Genomic DNA, 24,424 nt, shown 5'->3' with positions numbered 1-24,424 from the left:
TCCTTCTGGATATGGGATTAGGTTATACGTTATGGTCGGAGTAAATTGCTTTCATGCGTTCACGTTGTAGCTCTCGCTGGATCGAGTTAAAGAACTCAACACCCTCAGAGTCTTCAGGTGAGAGCTTTGGAAGTTTCTTTCCGTGGCGCGTGTACGAACGCACAAAGCTTTCATCTGCGAGTCTCAATCTACGCTCAAGGTCTTTAAGGCTTAGATCGGTCATTTGTAATCTCCTTCATATGGACGCACACTGAAGTAACCTTCAATGTTGTCGTCTTCGTAGTCATCTGGATAACGGTTGTTTGCAACGAACACCATTGATTGGTGAGTTTCATTTCCGTCTTCATCTAGGGTAGCTACAAAGCCTCTGCACCATTCAGTTTCTGTAAGCATTGAATTCATTGTGTACGTCCGAAGATGTAACCAAAGGCGAATCCAGCAGCAAGACATCCGAAGGCTGTAAGTGCGAGTAGTGTGTAAATGGTGAACATTGTTTTTCTCTCTGTATGTGGGGGATGGTGAGGGATATCAGGGATTGTTACGTTACGTCGGGGACATTGAGGAAGTTGGTTTCATTGATTGCTAAGTCCAATAGCTGACGTTTCTTTGCACGACCTGCCAACGTTCTGCATGAAGCAGGAGCGGGACAATAAACAGCACGAGCGGTTTTAGATGGAAACCAAGTTCCGCAGTGGGGGCATTGACGCATTACAGCGGCCATGAGAAAGGCTCCTTCTGTTATAGGATTTATGAAATATGTTTATTGGGAATGTTGCGGAGTTAAATCGGGGTACAGAAAAACCGCCTGAATCGGCGGGATTGTGCTGTAGCTAACGATGCGTGCTTCCACCGTATTGCACGGCGAAGCTTAAAGGGCGCCTGCTAGTGGCGGAAAATTTGAAAAGGCATCTATAGCCACTCTCATGCAGGCATTGAATTCGAGGCTGTTTCCACTCCTACGACAGCAACGTAGCTTATTACCAATGTATGCGGGGAACAAATCCGCCATTGCAGAGTGTCCAGTATTCGACTAGAACGTCGTTCGACCGCATCACTGGAAGATGCTTGGAGGTGTCCCCACCTTGGTCTAGCGTGCTCTCGACAAACCATCTTCGGTGGCTGGAGAGCAAGAAAAGAAAGCTACGGAAAGTGGTAAAGCTTATCTTCTCTCCTTTGTACAATTTTACCATGAACATGTGCAATTAGCAACTAATAACTACAAGAAACATTAACTAATTTAACATACACTACAGTTTGTGAGGAGTTCCCGCAGTAAATCTTCGCCAACTTTAACGTAAACTTTTGATAGTGAGACGTCCCGCCCTGAAGAAGCTGTAGTTACAGATGATTCCAGTTACGAAGGTATCACAATATTTAATTTATATTTGGATACCCTTTCAAAAGAGAAGCCAATGCAGCAGGGCTGCAAGTCATTCCTTTGCAACTTCGTTGCGGGTGCAACCCTTCTTTGCCTCCGGCTAACTGGATCAACCCTGTAAGCTCGCTTGTGTCGGTGTGCGTTATTCCATTAGAGAGGTCATTCCATTTGCGGTTTTCTGCCATGAGGTGAAACGCTGTAGACCTTGTAACACATAGCCTGTAGACGAAATGGGGCTAAGATTCGCGTGTAACTATTACACCTAGGAAGGGACAAGATCGACTCAATTCGTTCTCGGTCAGATCCCTTGTCGAATTTTTCGGTCAGCTCCTGTACAACGTCGGTTTGCCAAGAATATGGAAAACACAATGCGCGACCACGGACTATCACGACTAGCGTCCCTTACCACGAAGCTGAAGGCTGAGCGTCGGCTCTTACTCGAAAAGCTCGATGCCTTTGAGAAAAAACTCGTCGAATCAATGGGAGAGCTGGGCTGCTACGGCACGAGCAATAGCGTAATGGTGGAAAGCTGGTTTTACGAAGAAACCGACCGGGCTGGCACTACAAACGCTTGGCTAGTGTTCGACGGATCGAGGTTGATAGTCAGAACCGAGCAATACGAGGATGGGTGGCCGGAGCCAGACTGGGACACACATTTTCTCAAAGACGTGAAGCCGGAATGGCAAGTTCTGCTCAGTGCACCGCACGTCTTGGAATCACTGATAGATAATCTCTTCAGTACTTTGGAAGCGGAACACGACACCATCGCAAGTACAAACGCTCTGCTAACTGAGTTCGTAGCAGCGGAAAAGGCTGCGATTGATACAGACCTTGAACAGGAATTTGACAAGCATCCAAGCCTGCTTGAGTCGTGGCAAAAGGCACGGAAGGCAGTGGAAGTCGATCCAGAAGACTCCATTGCTCGTAGCTGTTCTCATGTCGAGACGGTAATGAAATCCTGCCTTAAGCAGCTCGGGGAAACTGGGTACGAAACCATGACCGTGCAGGCGCTTACCTCTCAGACTGTGAAAAAATTGCGATCAGCAGGAGCGCTTGACGAGGGTGCAGCACAGTCCCTTAGCGGTATTACCACCATCTTTCACGGGATCGGTACTGTAGTGGTCTAATGAAACCGGACACCCATTTAGGCGAGAATGCTCGCCAGATAGAGGTGTCTGATGACCAAACAACGTCGTTCTTTTTCCGCTGAATTCAAACGCGAGGCCGCAGGCCTCGTGCTCGATCAAGGCTATAGCCATATCGAAGCCAGCCGCTCGCTTGGTGTGGTTGAGTCCGCGTTGCGCCGCTGGGTTAATCAGCTTCAGCAGGAGCGCACTGGCGTTACTCCGCAGAGTAAAGCGCTGACGCCAGAGCAACAGAAAATCCAGGAATTGGAAGCTCGAATCGCTCGACTTGAGCGGGAGAAATCCATTTTAAAAAAGGCTACCGCGCTCTTGATGTCGGAAGAGCACGAGCGCACGCGCTGATTGATCAACTGAGCCCCCAAGAGCCGGTTGATTGGCTTTGCGCAGTCTTTGACGTCACTCGTTCGTGTTACTACGCCCATCGTCTCAGGCGCCGAACTCCAGACGTTGAGCGGCTTCGGTTGCGCAGCCGGGTTAACGAACTGTTTACGCAAAGTCGAAGCGCCGCCGGTAGCCGCAGCATCGTGTCGATGATGCAGGAAGACGGCGAGCAAATTGGGCGGTTCAAGGTGCGAGGCCTGATGCGGGAACTGGAGTTGGTCAGTAAACAACCTGGATCACATGCCTACAAACAAGCGACGGTTGAGCGGCCTGACATTCCGAACATATTGAATCGAGAGTTTGATGTGCCGGCGCCGAATCAGGTCTGGTGTGGCGACATCACCTACATCTGGGCTCAAGGGAAATGGCATTACCTGGCTGTCGTTATGGATCTTTACGCGCGCCGAGTGGTGGGCTGGGCGCTGTCGAACAAGCCGGATGCGGATCTGGTCATCAAGGCGTTGGACATGGCTTACGAACAGCGTGGCAGGCCTCAAGGGCTTCTGTTTCACTCGGATCAGGGCTCGCAATATGGCAGTCGCCAGTTTCGCCAACGGCTCTGGCGTTACCGCATGCGCCAAAGCATGAGCCGTCGTGGAAACTGCTGGGATAACGCGCCGATGGAGCGTGTGTTTCGCAGCTTGAAAACTGAATGGATACCGACCGTGGGCTACATGACAGCTCAAGAAGCGCACCGCGACATCAGTCATTACCTGATGCATCGGTACAACTGGATTAGACCGCACCAATTCAACAACGGACTGGCCCCAGCTCAGGCCGAGAAAAAACTTAACGTCGTGTCCGGGATTAGTTGACCACTACACTTCCCAGATAGCTCAGCAAGAGCGCTGGCTAGTTCATACGTGGTTGTTTTCTTATTGAGGATCAGAACGGAATACTGGCTGTGTTCTGGATTATCAACTTCAATCAGAGCTTCAAGCTTTGCGAGAGTCACTACACGCACGGAGTCTTTCAATTTCACCTTCTTAACGAAAGCCTTGAATGTGGTTTCACCGATATAAGCAATGATGCGATCTAGGGTGACTGCACGTCCTGCATCTGACGCAACATCGTTAGCCGGGTTAAGGTTGGCTTTAGCAACGAATGTTCCTGCTCCTGTCGCTGTCATAGCGGCTGCCTTGTTCTTCTCTGATGCACCAATGAACAGGTTTGAAGCGTCGAATGTTCCAAGGCGTGTAGAGTGGGCTACAGGTGCGACGTGGCAAACGTGGAAACTATTCACGCCTGCAACAATGTTGGCTCTCATGCGAGCTTTGACGACCTTGTATGTAGCTTCAAGCGCTGCAACGTTGCCTTTCAAGCGGGTGAACACTTCGAGCGTTCCAGCACGGATAGCTTCATCGATTAGTGTCTGGCAGAAGTGGTTGGAGCGAGGGATTGTTGTTTCTGTGGTGCGGGATTTTCTGGCGTTGTTGCAAATCGTTCGGCATGTGTCGGAACAGAACTTTGCGCCTTTGCGGGGTGGCCTGAATCTCTGGCTGCACCCTTTGGCAGTGCATGTGATACGTGTATCAGCTTTGGCTTTAGTCTTTTGTGCGGTCTGTGTCATGGCTTTTGGCTCCTGAATGGATAGCGGAATGGATTGGGGTTGTAGAGTTGGCTGCTGGGCGAGCCAGATAGATATCTTTGCAGAGACGGGAACAAGTGGCCGTCACCTTCTTGAAGGAACGGACACTACCGCAGACTTTGCAAACACACGTTTTGTTAACGGACATAGAAAAATCTCCTTTAGAGGATGAGCCAGATGGCAATAGGTCAAATGAGAGTTGTGAGTTAGAAAATCTTGTTGCCGGTGGGAGGCAGCTGCACTTAGAGGATTAATGCGGCGGGAAAGGTATTTAATATCCCACATGAGAATTATCTCACGAAAACTCCAGAAGTCAATAGACAAGTGCATAAATATGTGAACTTTCTTTTTACTCCCCATACAGACAAAGAAAAGGGAGCGACCATGTAGGCGCTCCCTCTCGCGTAACTCATGAGCGATTGTAAGCGTACGGACTTACATCAGCAGCACTCTTGTTGGCGTTTGACGTTTTCTCGTTAGCAGCGTCGTCACCCTTCCCCATAGCTTTATCGCTCTTAACACCGCTCTGTCTGCCTTTGTTGGAGCGAATAGCGATAGTAATTGCAAGCTGGTCTGTGTAAACCACCTGCTCCATCTGCATGGACGGGAACAAACCCTCCCCTGTATCTGCATCTTCCTCGAACGTGAGCCCAGTCATCACAACATTGCTCCATGATCGTGCAACAAGGTTACTATTATATTCAACCAGTGTGAACGGCTCACGGTCTTCAAGGATTTGGATTAAGTCCGATCTCACAGCGTGGGCTGTCTTCACCTTGGCTTGCGGGGTGACCGTAACTGTTGGGATTGTGCTTGCAGTGAATTGACTTACTACTTCTGGAATGAAGCTTCGCCACCTAGCGCCCTCCTGTGTGATTACCACCGGTTTAGCGGTCTCTGTGTTGTTCACATATTGTTTATCTGTTACAGAGCGCCATCCTTCGTCACTTGGTCGGTTTAGATTGAAGTCAGCATCAGAGAGAATTCCCCGGATGAAAAACTTTTTATTGTCAACCGTAGTATGGTCACTGACGAAACTACCCGATGATAGTGGATGCTTTGAAACTGTTGCTCTGTAGTCTTCTGCCACGTCGGTGATAGCGTCAAACCACAGCACGTCGCCGTTATCACGGCGGATTGCGTAAGTCATATTTTTATTCCTTGATGATGCGAAACTGAGGTTAGGAGATTTGAAACTTCACGGACTTCATCATTTTACCGGTGTCATACAGCGGATCATTGAATCCCTTCCGAAGAATTGTTGCTGCACTGTTGTTACCGGGATATGCGTCAACGTGTGCCTGCATGGCTTCCACAAGCTTCTTCCCTAGTTCGCGTAGTGTGTGTTGAATCGCTTGGCCTTTGACAGCAGCAATAAAGACCTTACCCAAGCCATGCTTGATTAAGCGTCTAACTACGTCAGTTTCAAAGGTATCGTGCATGAAAGGTCTTGTAGGATTGAGATGTGTTCCATATTCGTTAAAGTAAGCAACTTGAGCAACGGGGATTCCCGTGTCTTCGTATTTGTCTCCTTCAAAGAAACCAACCTGTACCTTTGTGCTATCAAGCGCTTTCAATCGTCTCTTTACCGCGCGTAGCTTGGTGACGTTAAGTTTCATGGATCGCCTCGCAAGGAACGGGGTCTTGTAAAGGGAGCATTGACTACACTGGAATTGCTCGTTGCAATGTTGTTTTCACTCTTACTGATTTGGAATTCAGTAATTTGTCTCAAGAGTGTATTGGTCTGTGCCAACTCAGTTCGGATTCCATCAAGTGACTGATTAACCTCGCGTTGCACTCGGCTATAAAGTACATCTTGCTGTGCCTGAACATATTTCCGCGTTGCTTCTTCCGTGATGATGCTTTGCTCCCTAACCTGACTCTTTGTATCGCAATGAGATAGAAGGACTGCAAAGCCAAATATGAGCGTTATGCCTATACCTCGGAAGAACTCCATAAACTTTGTTGAAAGTATTTGTGTCTGTGTATTCAAGGGTTAATCCTTGTTTCATTCCCCCATATTTCGATGTGTACCGCCGAAAGAACGAACATTTGCAATTGGGGTGAAGTGTGAGAGACGTTCATCAAGAAGCGTCATGAAGGCTCTCTTACTACGACCGCTGTATTCGAGCGTTGCGCCCCCAACTATGCCAAGCTTGATTGCCTTGGTCATGAATTGCTCTACAGCGTGCAGCAAGAAAGAATTGCCAGCGTAACTAATTACAACGCCCTTTCCGGTTTTGAACCAAAAGAAATGATGCTGAGTTACACCGGGGTGTTTACGTTGTACGAACATATTGAACGACCTGCAAAGTCGAGGCATGTCGATACGGCCTGTGATCGTATACATCACCGTAGCTAGGCCAGCTTCATGCAACCCGTCAATATGGGATGCAATCGATTGTTTGACAGACATTGTATCTCCTGTGGTTTGTTAACGTTGTTGAGCTGCTTCCCGCTGGGCTTGTTTATGGAATTCCATTTCTTCGAAACTCTTACGGCACACCGTTTCATACATATTGTAAATGTCCTCTGTGTTGAACAGAGTGTGCAGCTCCCCGTAAGATGCGAGCGAAGAAGTTACAACCGTGTAAACCAAGGCCGATTGCGTGTACGCCTCTTGGGCACGCTCCAAACTTCTTGGGGTTGATGTTCCGTAGTCGTAATCTTCTGGCATATGGAAGCGCTCACGCCATGCACCGTGGAAGTTGTGCTGAAACACCGTAACCAGCACAGCGGACAATTCTTCGTAACGGCCAGCGAAGTGTTCGATAGTCATTTGCTCGCCATTGTGCAGAACGCCTTCAAGGATTGTGTTAACTGTATCTGCGATTAGTTCAGCTTCGACGGCTTCGCGCTTCTCTTCTGGGATCACTGGTTTCCCTTTCTCATACAGAGGCGCTGTGATTGCTTCCATCAAATTTCCAAAAGCCAAAATCCAACCTGCAACGTGCAACCCTCTCCTACTTGTCAGCCTTACAACTATGTCGTCATAATTTCTCAAGAAACTTGTAATCATGGGCTGCATTTTTTGAAGCATCATGCTCCCGTCCACAGCATTCATCTGTCTGATTGTGTATGTGCGTGACCCAATGGCAAATGTCTTAGTAAGACGTGGCATTCTCTTCTCTCCTATTTCTCGGACTCAATGTCCTGCGTTCAGACTGGAATTTCAATCGCTCTTGAGTCTCTGCAATTAAGCGCTTCACTTCCGTTAAGTTTTCTTCGAGCGTCGTTATCATTTGGTGCGCGATATCATCAAAGACACAGTGCATCCCCAGGTAGCCGACGTCATTAAAATAGCGAGATAGAGAACGTTCTGTCTTTGTAACAACGCTCAACAACTCGCCAACAGCAGCAGATGCGACTAAGCATCGGTTGTTGATAGTCATTTCTTTGATTTCCTTATTTATTCGAGTTCGTCAGCAGCAATTTCCGAACATGTGCATTCAACTGTCCAATCATTTCCCCGGAAGTCTCCAGAGAATCGAGCAGCGTTTACACGGTAGAACCCCGTGATTACAGGTGACTCAAGCTTTACGATTGCACCGGGCAGAATCATTGGATTTAACAGTGCCTTGAATTGCATACCTTTGCGGCGGCGTTTGTCCTTCTTGCTCTTTCCCGCCTGTTGCAGAATATGGAAGGGAGTTTCGATCAATCCTGTTACTTCGTTCAGCACCGGACAATTCACGGTGTCCTTTGTGAATACACCGTTAACGTCTGTCGTATTAAGCACGTTGCCAGTGATGTTGTATTCCAATTGATTGGCTTCACAAAGCTTCTTTAGAGCTTCCCTAGGCGTGCCAGAGAGGCGCCATCCACTTACGACTGGGTTGTTAAGGTTTGTCCCAGTTACCGATCCACGGGCTACGCTGGGCATTTCCTTACGGATAGCTTCGATGACATCAGCCACTGTGCTTCCGGGAGAAACAACACCTTTGAGCTTATTGTGATTAAGGTCACTGTACCCTTCGCCCATTGTCAGTTGCGTGACGTAATCATCACCTGACTTACGTGTCACCACTTCCATAACGTTGCCGCTGACAAGCACCCTGTTACCAATGTCACGATATCCGACAGAAAGAGTTGCATCAATGAACTGCGTATCAAGAAGAGCGATTTGTGAAGGGTTGAGATTATAAATCTCAATTGAAGCGCTGTTACCGTTGTTATTCTTGTTGTCCGCTACTTTTGAGACATCGAATGCCATCTGTAGCGTTTCAATCAACAGGCCATTGCCCGTCTGGTAATCCCCAACAACTAGGGAGTAAGTTCTTTCTCTTTGACGCATGGGGATCTTCCTTGTGTGTACTCCGGCTTTACGCGGATCGGTTGGAATGTTTTGAAATATCGCTTACGGCTGTAAGCAGCCCGACATGCGCCAGAGCAATGCAAGCGCGTGCTACGTCGGGCGTTTGATGGAAGGCCACAGTTCAGGCAGTGGCGGACAGTCGTAGAGATAGATTTAATGCCCACGGCAATTTCCTTTGTGTTTGTTTATTGGGAGTTGGGAGGTGGGAGGTGAAGTCGTGTCAGTTAAGCGTGCGATAAAACGTGACGGACAAAGAAAAAGGCTCCCAAAGGAGCCTATCCATTCCCACCGATGTAATCCCACACTACATAGATTCTTGAAACAGCATGTAGGAGCATTGCACTGCTACACAGAATTAGAAACAATCTCAGAACTCGTTGAGTCTGCTGCTACAGCGGATTGTTGACGCCGGATCGATGCATGACATTACATCAGTAGCGATACAAGGAAAGCATGAGAAGGAGCAAAACATTACTTCCTTGTATGGCCTATTTTAACATGCCACACTTTCAACTGTCTATCACTTTTACATTATCTGGCACATAAAATTCGAATTCGAAACATACTAGAGTGCATTACGATTATCACATCCACCGCAGTTAGAATTGTGTCATGAATGCTGCTGACGCAGATTTTCATAATCTGTTTCGTCCCACACAGATACCCCTTCCAAATCTCGGAACGGTTCGAAGTACAAATCATCTGCTATTGAACACTTCGCCACGAATGTCAGTTTGTCATTCTGCATGAGTTTGTATTTATTTAATGCCCTGTCTACGCCAAGGTATCGGTAGACCGTCTGCGTGTGAGTGCTAGTAATTTCTCCATCCGGGCTTATCGTAATTGCATAGTTAACATTACGAAGCATTGCTGCTAGCCGCTGGCTATCCTCCTTCTCTATTTCCCACAGACTACCCATGATCCGCCAGTTTTCACCGGAAGGAGGAACAACCGTCGAGCGAAGTATCACCAGTGCATTCTCCGCCGCTTCTCGTGCTTCATTCGCTTCCTTCAGTTTAGTGGCAAGCTCCGGCATATAACCAACTGCCTCTGCCGTCTGCAAGAGGTTGGCTACCCTCCTACTCAACTCTTGGAGTTCGGCTTCTCTAGTCACAATCTCCTTGTCGTTCACACCCATCTGTTGCTGCTTGATTGCTTCCAAAGCAGCGGTAACGGATGTGTACGAGTAGATAGCGTCCATCACAGGCTTGGGCACGATGTGCGAGTTATCACAGGACTTTGCAACCCTTGAGATACACCGCATCGTGTGTGGCTTTCCATCTTTGTTTTGCATGACGTAATTCTTTCCACAACTCCCGCACTTCACCAGACCGACAAGAAAATGCTTCGCGGTTTTGGTAGGGCGCTGTGTCTTCATCTTCTCAGCATGCACTTGTGCTTTGTAAAACAGGGCGGGTTCGATGATTGCGGGATACACATCGTCAATGACGTGTTGATCGGGCGTATCAACCAGCACTTCCCATTTCCCGATCACAGCTTTGTTTCTCAGCCAGCCTTCCACACCGGGGCCGGAAGATTTGGCGAGTCGTGCAACGCCTGACTCCCGCATCCGCTTTGCAATGGTGGCCTTCCCAACGCCAGAGACGTACAGCTCAAAGGCCGTCTTAATCCAAGGAGCAACGTCTTCACGAATCGAACCATCACTGTTCAACCACACGGGTGTTATCCGCTTAGGCGTGACACCGCCCTCCTTAGCTTGCTTCCTCCGCAACTCGTAAGACGCCGATACACGCTCGGACAGACTTCGAGAATAGCCATGAGCTGCTTGAATCTTTGCAACGAGCAGGAAGATTTGGGAACCGCCGACAGACTCTTTCGTGTAAGTGGTGTTGTCGTCTAGGGTGATGATCGAGACACCAGCTTGCAGGATCGGGGCAATCACTTGCGTAAGCATGTCTAGCGCTTGGAGCCTGCCTGTACGGTCGATAGCCTCAACTAGAACTACGTCCCCGGCCTTGATGGCTCCAGCTTCGACGGCTAACAAAAGCTTTCCGAACCCGCCTCCTTCCTTTACGTGTTCCCCATGGAATCCACTCTTGCCCAAGTCGGAGAATTTCAAGTCAGTGTTGGTGTAATCAGGATGGTCATCCAGCCACCTACGAATCATGGCTTGCTGGCGTTCAACACTACTACCGCCCCGCTGCCGCTCACTGGAAAAACGGACGTAGGAAATGGCTTGCTTCGATGGGAGACGCTTCATAAATGTAATGCCCTGTACTGGTGACGGGATGGTACAGGGTTGAGTGTCACATATGAAATTGTTGCTCCCAGCCCTTGATCACGCGGCCGGTGCCGATCACGCACTGAAAAGGTTTGCCACGGCTGTAGGAAGAGTCGAACTCGCTGCCGTCTTCCAGCCAGCCGGTGTATTGGGTAGTGATCAATGCGCCTTTGACGGCGGCCTTACCCTCGCCCACCTGAAGATCGATTACCTGCAGTTCATCATTCATGACATTCACTCTATTGTTCAACTGGCGGCCGTTTTCCCAGAATTGTTCGTGATTGGCAACCCGCAGGCGCAGATCAACGCTGTATCGGAAGTGAGTGCCGAAGAATTAACATAGCCAACCGCCATTACTTCACGGATCGACTCGTCATGCTGGCAGCGCCTAAATGATTCAACTCTGGATCGGCCTTGCCATGGGCGCTGCCCTGTTTGCGGTGATTGCCGTACTCGTTTTGCGCGAGCGCGATTTGCGCCGGCAGTTGGCCGAGTACCGCGAGCTGCTGACTCGCGCCGCCGAAGGCAGAAGCATCCATCAGGACAACGACGCCGAGCGGTTCAAGCGCAGCCAGTACTTTGCGCGCATCGGCACGTGGGATTGGGAAGTCGATACCGATCGACTGTACTGGTCGGATGCGATCTACGGCATGTTCGGGTTCAAGATCGGCGAAATCACCCCCTCCTATGCGCTGTTCTGTTCCTGTGTGCATCCGGACGACCGCATACGCGTGCGTGAAGGTGAACTGCGTTGCCTTGAGACCGGCGAAAACCACGATGAGGAATACCGTGTGGTCTGGCCCGACGGCACTATTCGCTGGCTACGCGAGACCGGGAATGTGGTGCGCAACGACCACGACGCGGTGATCAAGATGATGGGTGTGGTGCGCGACATCACCGAAGAAAAGGCCTCGGCCAGTTACCTCAAACACCTCGCCCACTACGACCCGTTGACCGGTTTGCCTAATCGTCTGGTGCTGGAGGAGCGCTTGTCCGAAGCACTGGATCAGGCGCGACAAACCAATACCCGAATGGCGCTGGTGTTCGTCGACCTGAACGGTTTCAAAAACATCAACGACCACTACGGCCACGCCGCCGGCGACCGCGTGTTGATCACCACCGCCACTCGCCTCAAACGTATCCTGCGCGCCACCGACACCGTCGCGCGGATTGGCGGCGACGAATTCGTGGTGATCCTGCAAGGCCTGGCACCGAACCTCAATCTGCAGGACGAAGCGCGCAGCATCTGCCAAAAGATTTTCATCGAACTGTCGCCGCCAATCAGTATCGGCAACGACCAGCGCCACATCGGCACCAGCCTTGGGGTGGCGGTGTTCCCCGATCATGCACCGACCATGGATCGGCTGCTGCACATTGCCGATCTGGCGATGTATGAGGCTAAACGCAGTGGGAATAATCAGTATCGGTTGGGGGGCACAGCCCTGCGCACGTAAAGGCGCAGGGCTTTGAATCGCGAAGTTAACGCTCGACCGGTTGCATCTCGACAATCGTCCCGTTGGTGATCATCACCATCACGTACTGATCGTTGATCTGCACCCACTGCGCCTGTTCGATCGGTGCTTTCAAGCCTTTCTGCTTCCAGTTTTTCAACGCCTTGTCGCTGCGCTGATAAACGTCGGGAGCACGATCATTGACCTTCAACTCACGGTCGCTGGTCGGGGATTGGACGGCCGGTTCGCTTGAGGTTTGCGCCGCTTGAACAAGTGGGCTGATCCCGGCAATGCCGGCGACCAGGGCCAGGCTGGCGATTAGGGTTTTGCTGTTCATCGGTGAACCTCCTGAGATGTGTGCTACCTGAACTCCGACTACCGGGTTCTGAAAACATTCCTTGTTTTTCGCCTGAACGGGCCGGGAGATTGTAGGCGCCACGAATGCCGCCATCGCTGGCAAGCCTGCTCCCACAGGGGTTAGAGGGTGTGTCAGAAATAAACGCACGCCGCAAAAACTTGTGGGAGCTGGCTTGCCAGCGATGGGGCCGGCACATTCAACATCTGCCTTGGCGCGCGAGAATGCTCAGTGGTTTTGTTGTGTTCAAGGGACCGTCTCACAATCAGCGCCACGCATTTTGCGCTAACATGCCGCGCCCCATTCCGCCGTGTGAACAAGGAGATCACCGTGAACAGCACCCTCGTCATCCTCCTGGTCGTTGGCGGGCTCCTCGCCCTCTACGCCATCAGCGTCTTCAACCGCCTCGTCGCCCGACGTAACCAGATCAGAAACGCCTTCGCGCAACTCGAAGTACAACTCAAACGTCGCTACGACCTGATCCCCAATCTGGTCGCCACCGCCAAGGGCTACATGGCCCATGAACGTGAAACCCTCGAGGCCGTGATTGCTGCGCGCAACAACGCAATCGCCGGGCTTCAGGCTGCGCAGGCGCAGCCGGGCAATGCGCAGAACATGGCACAACTGGGTCAGGCCGACAGCGCACTGAGCAATGCAATGGGCCGGTTAAACGTAACGGTTGAAGCCTATCCGGATCTCAAAGCCTCGCAAAACATGCAGCAACTGAGTGAAGAGCTGAGCAGCACCGAAAACAAAGTCAGCTTCTCCCGCCAGGCCTACAACGATGCGGTGATGACCTACAACACCCTCAAGCAAAGCTTTCCGGCAGCGTTGTTCGCGCCGCTGTTTGGGCATGGCGCCGACGCATCCCCGCTGACATTTGCCGACAGCGCGGCGATTCAGGAAGCGCCAAAAGTCTCGTTCTAACCCTGGCCAACGGATGGCGACATGAATTTTTTTGAACAACAGCGCCAAGCCAGGCGCCGCACCTTGCTGCTTATCTTTTTGATGGCGCTTGCGGTGCTCAGTCTGATCGTTGTGACTTGCGTGCTGATGACCATTCCAGTCAAGGGTGACGACGGTGAGATCCTGATCGATCTGAAACTCAGTTGGGAATTGTTCGCAACCGTGTCGGCAGTGATCGTCAGCATCGTGCTGCTGGGCAGTCTGTCGAAACATGCGGAGCTGTCCGCTGGCGGCAAGGCGATTGCGCGGCGCCTCGACGGGCGCCTGATCAACCACAGCGCGCAAACACTGGAAGAGCAGCGGTTACTTAACGTGGTGGAAGAAATGGCCATCGCCTCCGGTACCGCTGTTCCCTCGGTGTACCTGCTGCCTGACCTGGGGATCAACGCCTTCGCTGCCGGACTCACGCCCCAGGATGCCGTCATCGGCGTGACCCAGGGTGCGATCAATCTGCTTACGCGTGAAGAGCTGCAAGGGGTGATCGCCCATGAGTTCAGCCACATCTACAACGGTGACATGCGTCTGAACACACGCCTGGTCGCCATCGTCCACGGGATTCTGGTAGTCGGTCTGGCTGGCAGCGTTATCCTGCGCGGCGGGGAAGGTGTCGGTAAAACGCCCGCACGTCGCAATAAGTTTGTTGCGGTCACGATGATGATCGGTTTTGTGTTGTGCATTGTCGGGTTCGCGGGGACGTATTTCGGCAATCTGATCAAGGCTGCGATCGGTCGGCAGCGAGAGTTTCTGGCTGATGCGACGGCGGTGCAATACACCCGCAACCCGCAAAGCATTGCCGGGGCGCTGAAGAAAATTGGCGGTTATGAGTTAGGGGCGACAATCAACGCTGCCCACGCTGCCGAATTCAGTCACCTGTATTTCGGGTCAGGCACTTCAAGCTTTGACTTGATGGCTTCGCATCCGGATCTGAGTGAGCGAATCCGCCGGGTCGATGCGCAATGGGATGGCACCTTCATCAAAATTGCGGCACCGTCAATTGATACGCAATCCACCGCCAAAATGCCCGTACCCGATGCTTTCGGCGGCATCCCCGCCGCGGCCACGGCGGTGCTCTACGACTTGAATGCAGCCCAGCTATCGGTGTCCGCCATCGGCGCTCCACAAACAGAACACCTGATTGAAGCGCGTCGCGTGCTGGAAGACATTTCACAACCGCTCAGAGTCGCGGCCCGCACCATCGAGGGCGCCCAAGCCATTGTTTATGGGCTGCTGCTGTCACGTTCGGTGTCTCTGCTGGGCGTTCAACTTGACGCACTGCAATCGGAGGTCGACGGCGCTGTGTTCGACGCTTTGAATCTGCTGCGTGAACCCCTGTCATTGCTCAATCCAGGCCTGCGCCTGCCCTTGCTGGATCTGGCCATTCCAAGCCTGCGACAGTTGGATAAAAAGCCCTTTGCCAAGGTCAAGCGCACTCTGAATCTGCTGATCGAAGCCGATAACGAAACCGAGTTGTTGGAGTGGACGCTGTTGCGCATCGTTGAACGCAATGTCGAAGGCGCATCTCCAGTGCAATTCAAATTCGGCCTGTTCCAGTGCGCCGAACAGCTCATGGTTTTATTGAACGCATTGGCCCGCGCAGGTCAGCAGAATCAGCAGGCGGCGCTGCTGGCGCTGGATTTTGCCTGGGAAGGCTTACCTTTCGAACAGCCGGAAGAACTGCCGGTTGAACTGGAGGATCTGGCGGGGCTGGAAGCAGCCCTCAAACGACTGCGCCACCTGATGCCAGAGGAACGCCCCGCCCTGCTCAACGCCATGACCCGATGCGTAATGCACGATGGCGTGATCAGCGTGGCAGAAGTGGAACTGTTTCGCGCATTGGCGGATTTGCTCGATTGCCCGCTGCCACCGCTGTTGACCCCGCTGCCAGAAACAGACACCCGTGAGAATGAACCTGCTCGTGATGAGGCCGGCACATCCAGCATTCGCGTCGCCTGACGCGCCGCTTTCGCGAGCAAGCTCGCTCCCACAGGGGTCGTGGCTGCGCCTCGATTCTGGGAACTCTGCAAGAACCTGTGGGAGCGGGCTTGCCCGTGAAGGCGTCGGCACCTCCAGCAGGTTTATTGCTTGAACTACCGCCTTCGCTGGCAAGCCAGCTCCCACAAGGGTTCAGCGGGCTTGCTGATTGATCCGCTTCTGGCATCAATCCATGCCAACAATGCAATTAACAGATTGTTACATCTGCGCCACCATCCACCTCAATAAAAACCGTGCGCCGCCCTCCCTTAGCGCACGTCATAAAAGCGGTGGAGTACTTTTCTATGACAGCCTCAATCCCACACGGCGGCTCGCGGGCCGGCGCCATTTTCCGGGTGACCTCGGGCAACTTCCTCGAACAGTTCGACTTCTTCCTGTTCGGTTTCTACGCCACGCAAATCGCGGCGGTGTTCTTTCCGGCGAGCAGCGAGTTCGCCTCCCTGATGATGACTTTTGCCGTATTCGGCGCAGGCTTTTTGATGCGTCCGCTGGGCGCCATCGTGCTCGGTGCGTACATCGATGACGTCGGTCGTCGCAAGGGTTTGATCGTCACCCTGTCGATCATGGCCAGCGGTACGATATTGATTGTGCTGGTGCCCGGTTACGAGTCCATCGGCTTGTTCGCCCCGGCGCTGGTGTTGATCGGGCGCTTGCTGCAAGGCTTCTCGGCCGGTGCGGAACTGGGCGGCGTTTCGGTGTATCTCGCCGAGATCGCCACACCGGGTCGCAAAGGTTTCTTCACCGCTTGGCAGTCGGCCAGCCAGCAAGTGGCGATCATCGTTGCCGCCGCGTTGGGTTACGCGCTGAACGCGTGGATGGCGCCGGACGTGATTGCCGATTGGGGCTGGCGCATTCCGTTTTTCGTCGGCTGCATGATCGTGCCGTTCATCTTTTTCCTGCGGCGTAATCTGGCGGAAACCGAAGAGTTCGCCGCCCGCAAACATCGCCCGAGCATGAAAGAAGTGTTCCGCACGCTCGGCCAGAACTGGGGCGTGGTACTTGGCGGAATGTTGATGGTCGCCCTGACCACCACCGCGTTTTACCTGATCACCGTGTACGCGCCGACCTTCGGCAAAACCGTGCTGCACCTGAGCACATCCAATGCATTGCTGGTGACCCTGCTGGTCGGCGTATCGAACTTCTTCTGGCTGCCGATTGGCGGCATGTTGTCCGACCGCATCGGCCGTCGTCCGGTGCTGATCGCCATGTCCCTGCTGGCGCTGGCCACGACTTACCCGGCGCTGTCGTACTTGGTGCAGGCGCCGAGCTTCAGCCACATGCTGCTGTCGTTGCTGTGGCTGTCGTTTATCTACGGCTTGTACAACGGCGCGATGATTCCGGCGCTCACCGAAATCATGCCGGTGGAAGTCCGGGTCGCCGGTTTCTCTCTTGCTTATAGCCTGGCCACGGCAATTTTCGGCGGTTTCACCCCGGCGATGTCGACCTTCCTGATCCAGTACACCGGCGACAAAGCCGCGCCAGGCTACTGGATGAGTATCGGTGCGCTGTGTGCGTTGCTTGCCACGCTGTACCTCTATCGCCGCGCGGGCGGCCTTCTGCAACCCATTGCGGCATAAGGAGCCATCAACATGAAAAAACTACTCAACCTCACCGCCGTCGCCCTCCTCGCGTTCAGTGCCCTGGCGCACGCTGAGGAAGTACGGGTAATGACCTCCGGCGGCTTCACTGCCGCTTATAAAATCCTCGGGCCGAAATTTGCCGCCGCGACTGGCAACACGCTGGACACTCAACTCGGCCCATCGATGGGTAAGGCACCGGAGGCGATCCCCAATCGCCTCGCACGCGGTGAACCCGCTGACGTAGTGATCATGGTCGGCTACGCCCTCGATGACTTGATCAAGCAAGGCAAAGTCGACCCGGCGTCGCGCGTTGAACTGGCCGATTCGCGGATCGGCCTGGTGGTGCGCGAAGGCACGCCGAAACCGGACATCAGCAGCGTCGAAGCCCTGAAGAAAACCCTGCTCGACGCGCAGTCGGTGGCCTACTCCGACAGCGCCAGCGGTGTGTACATCGAGCAGCAGTTGTTCAAGAAACTGGGGATCGAAGATCAGCTGAAACCGAAAGCCAAGATGATCGCGAAAATCCCGGTGGGTTCGGTGGTTGCCACCGGCGATTATCAACTGGGCTTCCAGCAGGTCAGCGAATTGCTGCCGGTACCGGGGGTAAGTTTCGTCGCGAAGATTCCGGAATCGGTGCAGTCGGTGACGCGTTTCGCTGCCGGCATTCCGGTCGGCGCGCAGCATCCGGCCGAGGCCAAGGCGTTGCTCGCCTACCTCGCCGCGCCAGCCGCCCAGGCTGACGTGCAGGCCACCGGACTGGATTCGGTCAAGCGCTGAGGTCCGGCGGCTGGACTTTCATTTCCACCACCAGCCGCTCCAGCTCCAACGCCGCCGGGGTCAACGTGCGACCCCGGCGCTTGATGATGCCGACACTGCGCATCACTTGCGGATCGGTCAGCGGCACCCGCGTCAGGATCGGATGATCCGGCCCCGGCAGCGCCATCAACGGCACGGCCGCCACACCCAACCCCGCCTCCACCAGGCCAATCATCGTCGTCACATGCCGGGTTTCGCAGATGCTTTGGCGTTGTGGCACCACGCTGCTCAATGCCTGATCGAGCAAAAAACGATTGCCCGAGGTTTTGTCCAGCGAGATGTAATCCTGCTGATAAAACTCGTTCCACGTCACGCTGCTGCGCCCGGCCAACGGGTGATCGCGCCGGCACGCCACGACGTAGCACTCCTGCACAAGCGGTTCGAAGTCGACTTTGGCATCCTGTGTGCCCATAAAACTCAAACCGAAATCCGCCTCGCCGTTGACCACGGCGCTGAGTACATCGTGGGCGCTGGAGTCGAGCACTTTGACTTTGATCCGCGGGAATTGCCGGTGGTAATGGGCAACCACGCGTGGCATGAAGTAATACGCCGCCGACGGTACGCAGGCGACAGTGACATGGCCCAACCGGGTCGAGGCCACTTCGCTGATGCCGAGCAACGCCACGTCGAGATCATCCAGCAAGCGCTCGACACTCGGCATGAACCCCCGCCCGGCCTGGGTCAGGCTGACCTTGCGCGTGGTGCGTTCGAACAGCTTCACGCCGAGGGCGTCTTCGAGCTTTTCGATACGCCGGCTCAGGGCGGGCTGCGACAGGCGCACGGTGTCGGCGGCCTTGCGAAAACTGCCCTGCTCGACCACGGCGCGAAAGGCTTGCAGGTCGTTGAGGTCGAAGTTGATGGCCATGGCGAAACCCGGAAGATTGATTCACAGAGGTTATAAATGTAACTAATTGATGCAAATTATTACAGATCACACATGACCTGTGGGAGCGGGCTAGCTCGCGAATTCGGTGGCACCTGCAATACACCTGCCGACTGACACACCGCTTTCGCGAGCAAGCCCACTCCCACAGGGGATATTCGGTGGATATGGAATCGATTCAGCCTTTATCCTTGTCCTCCCGCCGTACCGCTGTCAGGAGTCAGTCAATGCCCCATGAAGGCAACCTGTTACAAGCCGCTGTCGTGTTTCTGTTCGCTGCGGTGCTCACCGTGCCCTTGGCCAAACGTCTGCAACTGGGCGCCGTGCTCGGTTATCTGTTTGCCGGGGTCATCATCGGCCCGTCCGTGCTGGGCCTGATTGGCAATCCGCAAAGCGTGGCGCACATTTCCGAACTGGGCGTGGTGTTGCTGCTGTTCATCATTGGTCTTGAGCTGTCGCCGCGACGGTTGTGGGTGATGCGCAAATCGGTGTTTGGCGTGGGCCTGGCGCAGGTGCTGCTGACCGCTTCGGTGATCGGCGTGCTGGCCTTGTCCGTGTTCGGCCAACCGCTGAACAGCGCGATTGTGCTGGGCCTTGGCCTGGCGCTGTCGTCCACCGCGTTTGGCCTGCAAAGCCTGGCCGAGCGCAAGGAACTGACCAGCCCTCATGGGCGTCTTGCCTTCGCGATTCTGCTGTTTCAGGACATCGCCGCCATCCCCTTGATTGCGCTGGTGCCGATGCTCGCCGGCGTCGACCACCACACCAGCACCGCCGACGATGTGCGGCACAGCTTGCAAGTGCTTGGCGGCATTGCCGTGGTGGTGATTGGCGGGCGTTATCTGTTGCGTCCGGTGTTCCGCGTGGTGGCGAAAACCGGTCTGCCGGAAGTGTCGACCGCCACCGCGTTGCTGGTGGTGATCGGCACGGCGTGGCTGATGGATCTGGTCGGCGTGTCGATGGCGCTCGGTGCGTTCCTGGCCGGTTTGCTGCTGGCGGATTCGGAATATCGCCATGAACTGGAAGCGCAGATCGAACCGTTCAAGGGCCTGTTGCTCGGGTTGTTTTTCATCAGCGTCGGCATGGGTGCCAACCTTGGTCTGCTGCTCAGTGCGCCGATCACCGTGCTCGGGCTGACGCTGCTGCTGATTGGCTTGAAGCTGCCGCTGCTGTTTGTAGTGGGACGGCTGGCAGGCGGACTGAACAAGATCAGCGCCATTCGCCTCGGCATCGTGTTGGCAGCGGGCGGTGAATTTGCCTTCGTGGTGTTCAAGATCGGTCGCGATCAAGGCCTGTTCGAGCCGCGTCTGTACGACCTGCTGGTGCTGACCATCACCCTGTCGATGGCGGTGACGCCGCTGCTGTTGTTGATTTGCGCCCGCTTGGTCAGCCCCAAGGTGCAGCCGGTTGAAGTGCCGGAAAAATTCCGCCAGATCGACGCCGAAACGCCACGGGTGGTGATCGCCGGCATGGGCCGGATGGGCCAGATCGTGGCGCGGATTCTGCGTGCGCAGAACATCAAGTTCGTGGCGCTGGACACCTCGGTGGAAACCATCGAACTGTCGCGCAGCTTCGGCGGTGTGCCGGTGTTCTACGGCGACCCGATGCGCCCGGAAATCCTCAATGCGGCCAAAGTCGGCGAGGCGGAATATTTCGTGATTGCCACGGATGATCCGGAGACCAATATCAAGACCGCCGAGGTTGTCCGCAAGCTTTACCCGCACATGAAAATCATCGCCCGGGCGCGTAACCGTCAGCACGTTCACCGCTTGGTGGATGTCGGCGCAGAGGCGATCCGGGAGACCTATTACTCGAGTCTGGAAATGAGCCGGCGCACGTTGGTGGGGCTGGGTTTGACCCAGGCGCAGGCCGATGCGCGGATCAAGCGCTTCAAACACCACGACGAACAGGTGCTGGAGGCGCAACACGCGGTGTACGACGACGCGGCCAAAGTCCTGCAAACCGCCCAGGAAGCCCGGGCGGAACTGGCGCGGTTGTTTGAATCGGATCAACTGGAAGAAGAATCGCGCAAGGCCTGAGCCACATACAAAACCCCATGTGGGAGCGAGCCTGCTCGCGAATGCGATCTGTCAGTGATCGAAGTATTGGCTGACACACCGCTTTCGCGAGCAGGCTCGCTCCCACAGGGAATCGGTGTCAGGCCAGTTCCAGCTCCAGCGCTTGTTTGACCGGCATCACTTCAAACCGATCCGCCAAAAACGGCGTGATATCCAGCGGCAGCGGCTCGTCGTTGACCAGTTTGTCCAGCAGCACACCGGTAATCGCCGAGGTCAGAATCCCGGTGCGGAAGTGCCCGCAGGCATTCAGATAGCCCTCAACTCCACGCATCGGCCCAAGAATCGGCAACTCATCCGGCGAGCCCGGACGCAGCCCGGCCCAGGTGCGCTTGAGGTTGACGTCTTTAAGCTCCGGCAAGCAGCGCACCGCGCCCTGCACCAGCCCGGCGATCTCCGGGTAGGTGGTGGTGACGTCAAAGCCTTTGTCTTCGGTGGTGCTGCCGATCAGGATCTCGCCGTTGTCTTTTTGCGCCACGTAGCAATCGCTGGTGGTCAGGCAACCGTTGAGGATTTTCGACATGCGCTCGGTCAGCAGAATCTGGCCTTTGACCGGTTTCACCGGAATACGAATGCCCGTGGCCCACTCGCTCAGATCCGCCGCCCAGGCACCGCCGGCGTTGATCAGCATCTTGCAGTGGAACACGCCCTCCTCGGCCGTCTGCACGCCCGTCACGCGCGAGCCGTGGTGCAACACGCCCGTAACGTTGGTGTTGACGAAGATGTCGACGCCATTTTGCCGTGCGCCTTCCATGTAGGCATCGGCGAGGCGGAACGGGCTGACCTGGTGATCGCAGAGAAACTCCAGCGCCCCGCGCGCTTCATGGCTGACGCTCGGTTCCGCTTCGCGCAGTGCGGCTTGATCAAGCCAGCGCACCTGATCGGCCAGATGCGGAATGCAGCCGACGATGTGTTCGGCGTAGAGCCGATCCTCATCGTCATAAATCACGAATTTCAGGCCGGTCTTTTCGAACTTGAAATCCATGCCGTGATTGTCTTTCAACTCGCGGTGCAACGCCGGATACAGCGCGTTGGACTGCAAGGCGAAATCGAAGAACGACTCCGGCAGGATGTGCGGCGTGCTGGCGTCCACCGCCACCGCCGCGCCCTGGGTTTCGCGCTTGCGGTTGGCCGACATCATGCGGAAGAAAATCACCCCGCAGCCAAGCCCTACAGACTCACCGATCGCCCACAAACCACCGGCCGAAGCACGGGTCGCGTTGCCTGGACGCTTGGCGTCGATCAGCGCGACCTTGAGGTTTTTGCGCTTGGATAACTGATAGGCGCAGGACGCCCCGATCACACCGCCGCCGGCGATGATCACGTCGTAGAACTTACTCATGGGAAGCGGCCTCCGTGCCGACATTCTGGAACGCGGAAAAAGGAATCGGATCAATCGGGAAGCGCGGGCGCAGCCAACCGACATCCTTGCGCCCGGTAGCCTGGCGCAGGCGGTCGCTGCAATAACCGACGCACATCCGTCCCTGACAATCACCCATGCTCACGCGGGTGCGCATTTTCAGGCTGGCGATGTCTTGCACGCCCTGCTCCAGCGCCCGGTCGATATCGGCGCGGGTCGCGTGTTCGCAGCGGCAGATCACCGTGTCGGCGGCCGGCAATGCAGTCTGGCCGACGCCGCGTTCGGTGTAGCGATCGACTGCCGCGCGAAAACGCACGATGGCTTTCAGCTTGCCCAGATAACGATCACGACGAACCCGCGCCAGTTCTTCCTCCAGCACGCCGCGTTGCAGCAGGATCGACGTCGCGGCGATCTTGCCCGCGAGCATCGCCGCTTCACCGCCGCGAATCCCGCCCATGTCACCGGCAAGATGCACGTGTGGCTCGTTGCTTTGCTGCCAGATGTTCGCGTTGGCGCGCAGATAGCCGTCATCGCTGAAGCCGTGATCCAGCCCCATCTGCTGACTCAGTTGCGTGCGCGGAATGAAACCGTAACCGACCGCCAGGGTCTTCGCTTCAAAGCGTTCGACACGCGACAGGTCCGGCTCCCAGCTGTCCGAGTACGGTGCGACGCTGACGCTTTGCAGTTCGCCATCGCCGTGAGCTTCAACCACGCCCCAGCCGTAGTTCATCGGGATGCCGTGCAGTTTCAGGTACGCAAGCATGCTCAAGCCGTCGAGAAACAGCTGCGGCTTGTTCAGCAGCGCGAGGCTTTCGCGGGCGATTTTGCCGAAAGCGCAGGCTTCATACACGCCCGCGACTTTGACGCCCGACGCATGCAGTTGCGTCGCCACCAGCGGCAGCAGCGGCCCGGTGCCCGCGATGATCACCGGCCCTTGCGGCTTGACCACACCACTCTTGATTTGCAGTTGCAGACCGCCAAGCAGGATCACGCCTGGAAGCGTCCAGCCGGGAAACGGCACACTGCGTTCGTGGCAACCGGCGGACAGCAACACGTGCGAATACTGGAACTCATGCAGTTGCTCATCGCCGTCCAGCACCACCAGTGCCCGAGTGCCCTCGGCGCCGACCACGCGATGATTCAGGTGCACATCGATCAGCCCGGATTGCTCCTGGAATTCGCCGTGCAGTTTGCCCAATGCTTCGGAATAACGCGGCCCGAGGTAATCGAGTTGCACGCCATCACGCAGCGGGCCGCGATAGACCACACCGCCCAGGCGAGAGGCTTCTTCAAGCAAGGTGCAGCGCACGCCGTGGCGCGCCAGTTCGATGGCCGCCGCCATCCCCGCCGGTCCACCGCCGACGATCACCGGTTGCAGGCTCATACGACCTCCTGCGCAGCGACGCGGTTAACCTGGGTTTCGATCTGCATACCGTCACGCACAACGGTCTGGCAGGCACGGCGTTTATGGCGCCCGTTGATTTTCACCAGACAGCACTGGCACACGCCCATGCCGCAATACGCGCCGCTGATCTGGTCATGATCGTTGCGCGCAATCTGGCGTACGCCCAGGGACTGGATAACGCTGAGGACGGTTTCGCCGATGGCGGCGGTGACCGGTTGGCCGTTGATATGGACGGTCATATCCGCCTGCGCCAAAGGCTGGATATCGAAGGTTCGTTCTAGGCAGTGCATTGCGGTGTTCATCCGTGAAGGTTCGGTTGAGGTTGTGTCAGCTCCTTGCTGCACTACACCCTGTCGACGCATTTATGACTGTGATTGGAGCGTCGACGCGGGTACTTCGTCAGCGCAACGAGGTGCGCGAGAAGCACTGTAGTTCATACCTCAGCAAAGGCCTGGAACATTTACGTTAGGTGATAGCGCCAACACAAATATTGAT

Annotated in this window: 24 protein-coding genes and 1 pseudogene; 8 read left to right on the top strand and 17 right to left on the bottom strand. The window is 55.0% G+C overall.

Annotated features, from left to right (window positions below):
* Window positions 1–22: 22 nt before the first annotated feature.
* A complete protein-coding gene (locus ATI02_RS29715) occupies window positions 23–223 on the bottom strand; it encodes a hypothetical protein (RefSeq protein ID WP_100848134.1) in 201 nt (66 codons plus the stop codon).
* Entirely contained in the window at window positions 220–402 is a 183-nt protein-coding gene (locus tag ATI02_RS32200; protein ID WP_146166090.1) for a hypothetical protein, read from the bottom strand. Before ATI02_RS32200 ends, ATI02_RS29715 begins: the two co-directional genes overlap by 4 nt.
* A 1,344-nt stretch (window positions 403–1,746) precedes the next feature.
* On the opposite strand from ATI02_RS32200, the gene ATI02_RS29710 reads away from it, so the two are divergent.
* Entirely contained in the window at window positions 1,747–2,505 is a 759-nt protein-coding gene (locus ATI02_RS29710; RefSeq protein ID WP_100848133.1) for an abortive infection family protein, read from the top strand.
* A 51-nt stretch (window positions 2,506–2,556) separates the two neighbouring features.
* Window positions 2,557–3,719 (top strand): IS3 family transposase gene (locus tag ATI02_RS29705; protein WP_095191983.1). Its coding sequence is split into 2 segments (ribosomal slippage): window positions 2,557–2,812 and window positions 2,812–3,719, totalling 1,164 coding nucleotides; the frame shifts between segments, so codons are not numbered across the junction.
* Here ATI02_RS29705 and ATI02_RS29700 read toward each other — a convergent pair.
* From ATI02_RS29700 to ATI02_RS29660, 10 genes and pseudogenes are all read right to left on the bottom strand, one after another.
* Window positions 3,677–4,474 (bottom strand): hypothetical protein, encoded by a 798-nt coding sequence (locus tag ATI02_RS29700; protein ID WP_146166089.1) that lies wholly within the window; start codon window positions 4,472–4,474, stop codon window positions 3,677–3,679. The two genes, ATI02_RS29705 and ATI02_RS29700, sit on opposite strands and share 43 nt — an antisense overlap.
* 427 nt (window positions 4,475–4,901) lie before the next feature.
* A complete protein-coding gene (locus ATI02_RS29695) occupies window positions 4,902–5,642 on the bottom strand; it encodes a phage baseplate protein (RefSeq protein WP_100848131.1) in 741 nt (246 codons plus the stop codon).
* A 31-nt stretch (window positions 5,643–5,673) separates the two neighbouring features.
* Window positions 5,674–6,111 (bottom strand): hypothetical protein, encoded by a 438-nt coding sequence (locus tag ATI02_RS29690; RefSeq protein WP_202864011.1) that lies wholly within the window; start codon window positions 6,109–6,111, stop codon window positions 5,674–5,676.
* Window positions 6,108–6,485 carry a hypothetical protein gene (locus ATI02_RS32195; RefSeq protein ID WP_146166088.1) on the bottom strand — a complete coding sequence of 126 codons (378 nt, stop codon included), beginning with the start codon at window positions 6,483–6,485 and terminating at the stop codon, window positions 6,108–6,110. Before ATI02_RS32195 ends, ATI02_RS29690 begins: the two co-directional genes overlap by 4 nt.
* A 15-nt stretch (window positions 6,486–6,500) precedes the next feature.
* Complete coding sequence (locus ATI02_RS29685) at window positions 6,501–6,908, bottom strand: hypothetical protein (protein ID WP_100848130.1); 408 nt, start codon at window positions 6,906–6,908, stop codon at window positions 6,501–6,503.
* Window positions 6,909–6,926: 18 nt separating this feature from the next.
* The gene (locus tag ATI02_RS29680; RefSeq protein ID WP_146166087.1) at window positions 6,927–7,535 is read right to left on the bottom strand and encodes a hypothetical protein; all 609 of its coding nucleotides are present in this window, start codon (window positions 7,533–7,535) and stop codon (window positions 6,927–6,929) included.
* Window positions 7,536–7,596: 61 nt separating this feature from the next.
* Entirely contained in the window at window positions 7,597–7,884 is a 288-nt protein-coding gene (locus tag ATI02_RS29675; RefSeq protein WP_100848128.1) for a hypothetical protein, read from the bottom strand.
* Between the two features lie 17 nt (window positions 7,885–7,901).
* On the bottom strand, window positions 7,902–8,786 hold the full coding sequence (locus tag ATI02_RS29670; RefSeq protein ID WP_100848127.1) for a hypothetical protein: 885 nt from the start codon (window positions 8,784–8,786) through the stop codon (window positions 7,902–7,904).
* A gap of 631 nt (window positions 8,787–9,417) precedes the next feature.
* Window positions 9,418–11,028: a recombinase family protein gene (locus ATI02_RS29665; RefSeq protein ID WP_100848126.1), complete on the bottom strand. Its 1,611-nt coding sequence runs from the start codon at window positions 11,026–11,028 to the stop codon at window positions 9,418–9,420.
* A gap of 61 nt (window positions 11,029–11,089) precedes the next feature.
* Window positions 11,090–11,278, bottom strand: a pseudogene (locus ATI02_RS29660) (FKBP-type peptidyl-prolyl cis-trans isomerase); the annotation flags it as partial.
* A gap of 163 nt (window positions 11,279–11,441) precedes the next feature.
* Between ATI02_RS29660 and ATI02_RS29655 the strand changes: the two are divergent.
* On the top strand, window positions 11,442–12,503 hold the full coding sequence (locus ATI02_RS29655; RefSeq protein WP_100848125.1) for a sensor domain-containing diguanylate cyclase: 1,062 nt from the start codon (window positions 11,442–11,444) through the stop codon (window positions 12,501–12,503).
* A 25-nt stretch (window positions 12,504–12,528) separates the two neighbouring features.
* On the opposite strand, the gene ATI02_RS29650 is transcribed toward ATI02_RS29655, so the two are convergent.
* Window positions 12,529–12,837, bottom strand: a complete 309-nt coding sequence (locus ATI02_RS29650; protein WP_095190201.1) for an RcnB family protein — start codon at window positions 12,835–12,837, stop codon at window positions 12,529–12,531.
* Between the two features lie 348 nt (window positions 12,838–13,185).
* On the opposite strand from ATI02_RS29650, the gene ATI02_RS29645 reads away from it, so the two are divergent.
* From ATI02_RS29645 to ATI02_RS29630, 4 genes are all read left to right on the top strand, one after another.
* Complete coding sequence (locus ATI02_RS29645; protein WP_192886548.1) at window positions 13,186–13,782, top strand: LemA family protein; 597 nt, start codon at window positions 13,186–13,188, stop codon at window positions 13,780–13,782.
* Between the two features lie 21 nt (window positions 13,783–13,803).
* A complete protein-coding gene (locus ATI02_RS29640; RefSeq protein WP_100848124.1) occupies window positions 13,804–15,774 on the top strand; it encodes a M48 family metallopeptidase in 1,971 nt (656 codons plus the stop codon).
* Between the two features lie 323 nt (window positions 15,775–16,097).
* On the top strand, window positions 16,098–17,390 hold the full coding sequence (gene tcuC, locus ATI02_RS29635) for an MFS transporter (RefSeq protein ID WP_100848123.1): 1,293 nt from the start codon (window positions 16,098–16,100) through the stop codon (window positions 17,388–17,390).
* 12 nt (window positions 17,391–17,402) lie between these two features.
* On the top strand, window positions 17,403–18,170 hold the full coding sequence (locus ATI02_RS29630; RefSeq protein WP_100848122.1) for a substrate-binding domain-containing protein: 768 nt from the start codon (window positions 17,403–17,405) through the stop codon (window positions 18,168–18,170).
* Here the strand turns inward: ATI02_RS29630 and ATI02_RS29625 are convergent.
* Window positions 18,160–19,074, bottom strand: a complete 915-nt coding sequence (locus ATI02_RS29625; protein ID WP_095190205.1) for a LysR family transcriptional regulator — start codon at window positions 19,072–19,074, stop codon at window positions 18,160–18,162. The two genes, ATI02_RS29630 and ATI02_RS29625, sit on opposite strands and share 11 nt — an antisense overlap.
* Window positions 19,075–19,319: 245 nt before the next feature.
* On the opposite strand from ATI02_RS29625, the gene ATI02_RS29615 reads away from it, so the two are divergent.
* Entirely contained in the window at window positions 19,320–21,128 is a 1,809-nt protein-coding gene (locus ATI02_RS29615) for a monovalent cation:proton antiporter-2 (CPA2) family protein (RefSeq protein ID WP_100848121.1), read from the top strand.
* Window positions 21,129–21,246: 118 nt separating this feature from the next.
* Here ATI02_RS29615 and hcnC read toward each other — a convergent pair whose 3' ends face one another.
* From hcnC to ATI02_RS29600, 3 genes are read right to left on the bottom strand one after another with little or no spacing between them, the layout of a single operon-like run.
* On the bottom strand, window positions 21,247–22,506 hold the full coding sequence (hcnC, locus tag ATI02_RS29610; protein WP_100848120.1) for a cyanide-forming glycine dehydrogenase subunit HcnC: 1,260 nt from the start codon (window positions 22,504–22,506) through the stop codon (window positions 21,247–21,249).
* Window positions 22,499–23,908, bottom strand: a complete 1,410-nt coding sequence (gene hcnB / locus ATI02_RS29605; RefSeq protein ID WP_095190208.1) for a cyanide-forming glycine dehydrogenase subunit HcnB — start codon at window positions 23,906–23,908, stop codon at window positions 22,499–22,501. Before hcnB ends, hcnC begins: the two co-directional genes overlap by 8 nt.
* On the bottom strand, window positions 23,905–24,219 hold the full coding sequence (locus ATI02_RS29600) for a (2Fe-2S)-binding protein (protein ID WP_095190222.1): 315 nt from the start codon (window positions 24,217–24,219) through the stop codon (window positions 23,905–23,907). The genes hcnB and ATI02_RS29600 overlap by 4 nt, the downstream gene beginning before the upstream one ends.
* Between the last annotated feature and the right edge of the window lie 205 nt (window positions 24,220–24,424).

Source organism: Pseudomonas baetica, assembly GCF_002813455.1.
Taxonomy (GTDB): Bacteria; Pseudomonadota; Gammaproteobacteria; order Pseudomonadales; family Pseudomonadaceae; genus Aquipseudomonas; species Aquipseudomonas baetica.
The sequence above is the reverse complement of the archived record's forward strand: the minus strand, read 5'-3'. Positions and strand labels throughout refer to the sequence as shown.

Coding starts and splice junctions, on each gene's coding strand:
- ATI02_RS29650 (WP_095190201.1), bottom strand. CDS start 12,837: ATGAACAGCAAAACCCTAATCGCCAGCCTGGCCCTGGTCGCCGGCATT.
- ATI02_RS29695 (WP_100848131.1), bottom strand. CDS start 5,642: ATGACTTACGCAATCCGCCGTGATAACGGCGACGTGCTGTGGTTTGAC.
- hcnB (WP_095190208.1), bottom strand. CDS start 23,908: ATGAGCCTGCAACCGGTGATCGTCGGCGGTGGACCGGCGGGGATGGCG.
- ATI02_RS29625 (WP_095190205.1), bottom strand. CDS start 19,074: ATGGCCATCAACTTCGACCTCAACGACCTGCAAGCCTTTCGCGCCGTG.
- ATI02_RS29680 (WP_146166087.1), bottom strand. CDS start 7,535: ATGATGCTTCAAAAAATGCAGCCCATGATTACAAGTTTCTTGAGAAAT.
- ATI02_RS29640 (WP_100848124.1), top strand. CDS start 13,804: ATGAATTTTTTTGAACAACAGCGCCAAGCCAGGCGCCGCACCTTGCTG.
- ATI02_RS29685 (WP_100848130.1), bottom strand. CDS start 6,908: ATGTCTGTCAAACAATCGATTGCATCCCATATTGACGGGTTGCATGAA.
- ATI02_RS29655 (WP_100848125.1), top strand. CDS start 11,442: ATGATTCAACTCTGGATCGGCCTTGCCATGGGCGCTGCCCTGTTTGCG.
- hcnC (WP_100848120.1), bottom strand. CDS start 22,506: ATGAGTAAGTTCTACGACGTGATCATCGCCGGCGGCGGTGTGATCGGG.
- ATI02_RS29675 (WP_100848128.1), bottom strand. CDS start 7,884: ATGACTATCAACAACCGATGCTTAGTCGCATCTGCTGCTGTTGGCGAG.
- tcuC (WP_100848123.1), top strand. CDS start 16,098: ATGACAGCCTCAATCCCACACGGCGGCTCGCGGGCCGGCGCCATTTTC.
- ATI02_RS29690 (WP_202864011.1), bottom strand. CDS start 6,111: ATGAAACTTAACGTCACCAAGCTACGCGCGGTAAAGAGACGATTGAAA.
- ATI02_RS29670 (WP_100848127.1), bottom strand. CDS start 8,786: ATGCGTCAAAGAGAAAGAACTTACTCCCTAGTTGTTGGGGATTACCAG.
- ATI02_RS29600 (WP_095190222.1), bottom strand. CDS start 24,219: ATGCACTGCCTAGAACGAACCTTCGATATCCAGCCTTTGGCGCAGGCG.
- ATI02_RS29710 (WP_100848133.1), top strand. CDS start 1,747: ATGCGCGACCACGGACTATCACGACTAGCGTCCCTTACCACGAAGCTG.
- ATI02_RS29700 (WP_146166089.1), bottom strand. CDS start 4,474: ATGACACAGACCGCACAAAAGACTAAAGCCAAAGCTGATACACGTATC.
- ATI02_RS29715 (WP_100848134.1), bottom strand. CDS start 223: ATGACCGATCTAAGCCTTAAAGACCTTGAGCGTAGATTGAGACTCGCA.
- ATI02_RS29630 (WP_100848122.1), top strand. CDS start 17,403: ATGAAAAAACTACTCAACCTCACCGCCGTCGCCCTCCTCGCGTTCAGT.
- ATI02_RS29665 (WP_100848126.1), bottom strand. CDS start 11,028: ATGAAGCGTCTCCCATCGAAGCAAGCCATTTCCTACGTCCGTTTTTCC.
- ATI02_RS29615 (WP_100848121.1), top strand. CDS start 19,320: ATGCCCCATGAAGGCAACCTGTTACAAGCCGCTGTCGTGTTTCTGTTC.
- ATI02_RS32200 (WP_146166090.1), bottom strand. CDS start 402: ATGAATTCAATGCTTACAGAAACTGAATGGTGCAGAGGCTTTGTAGCT.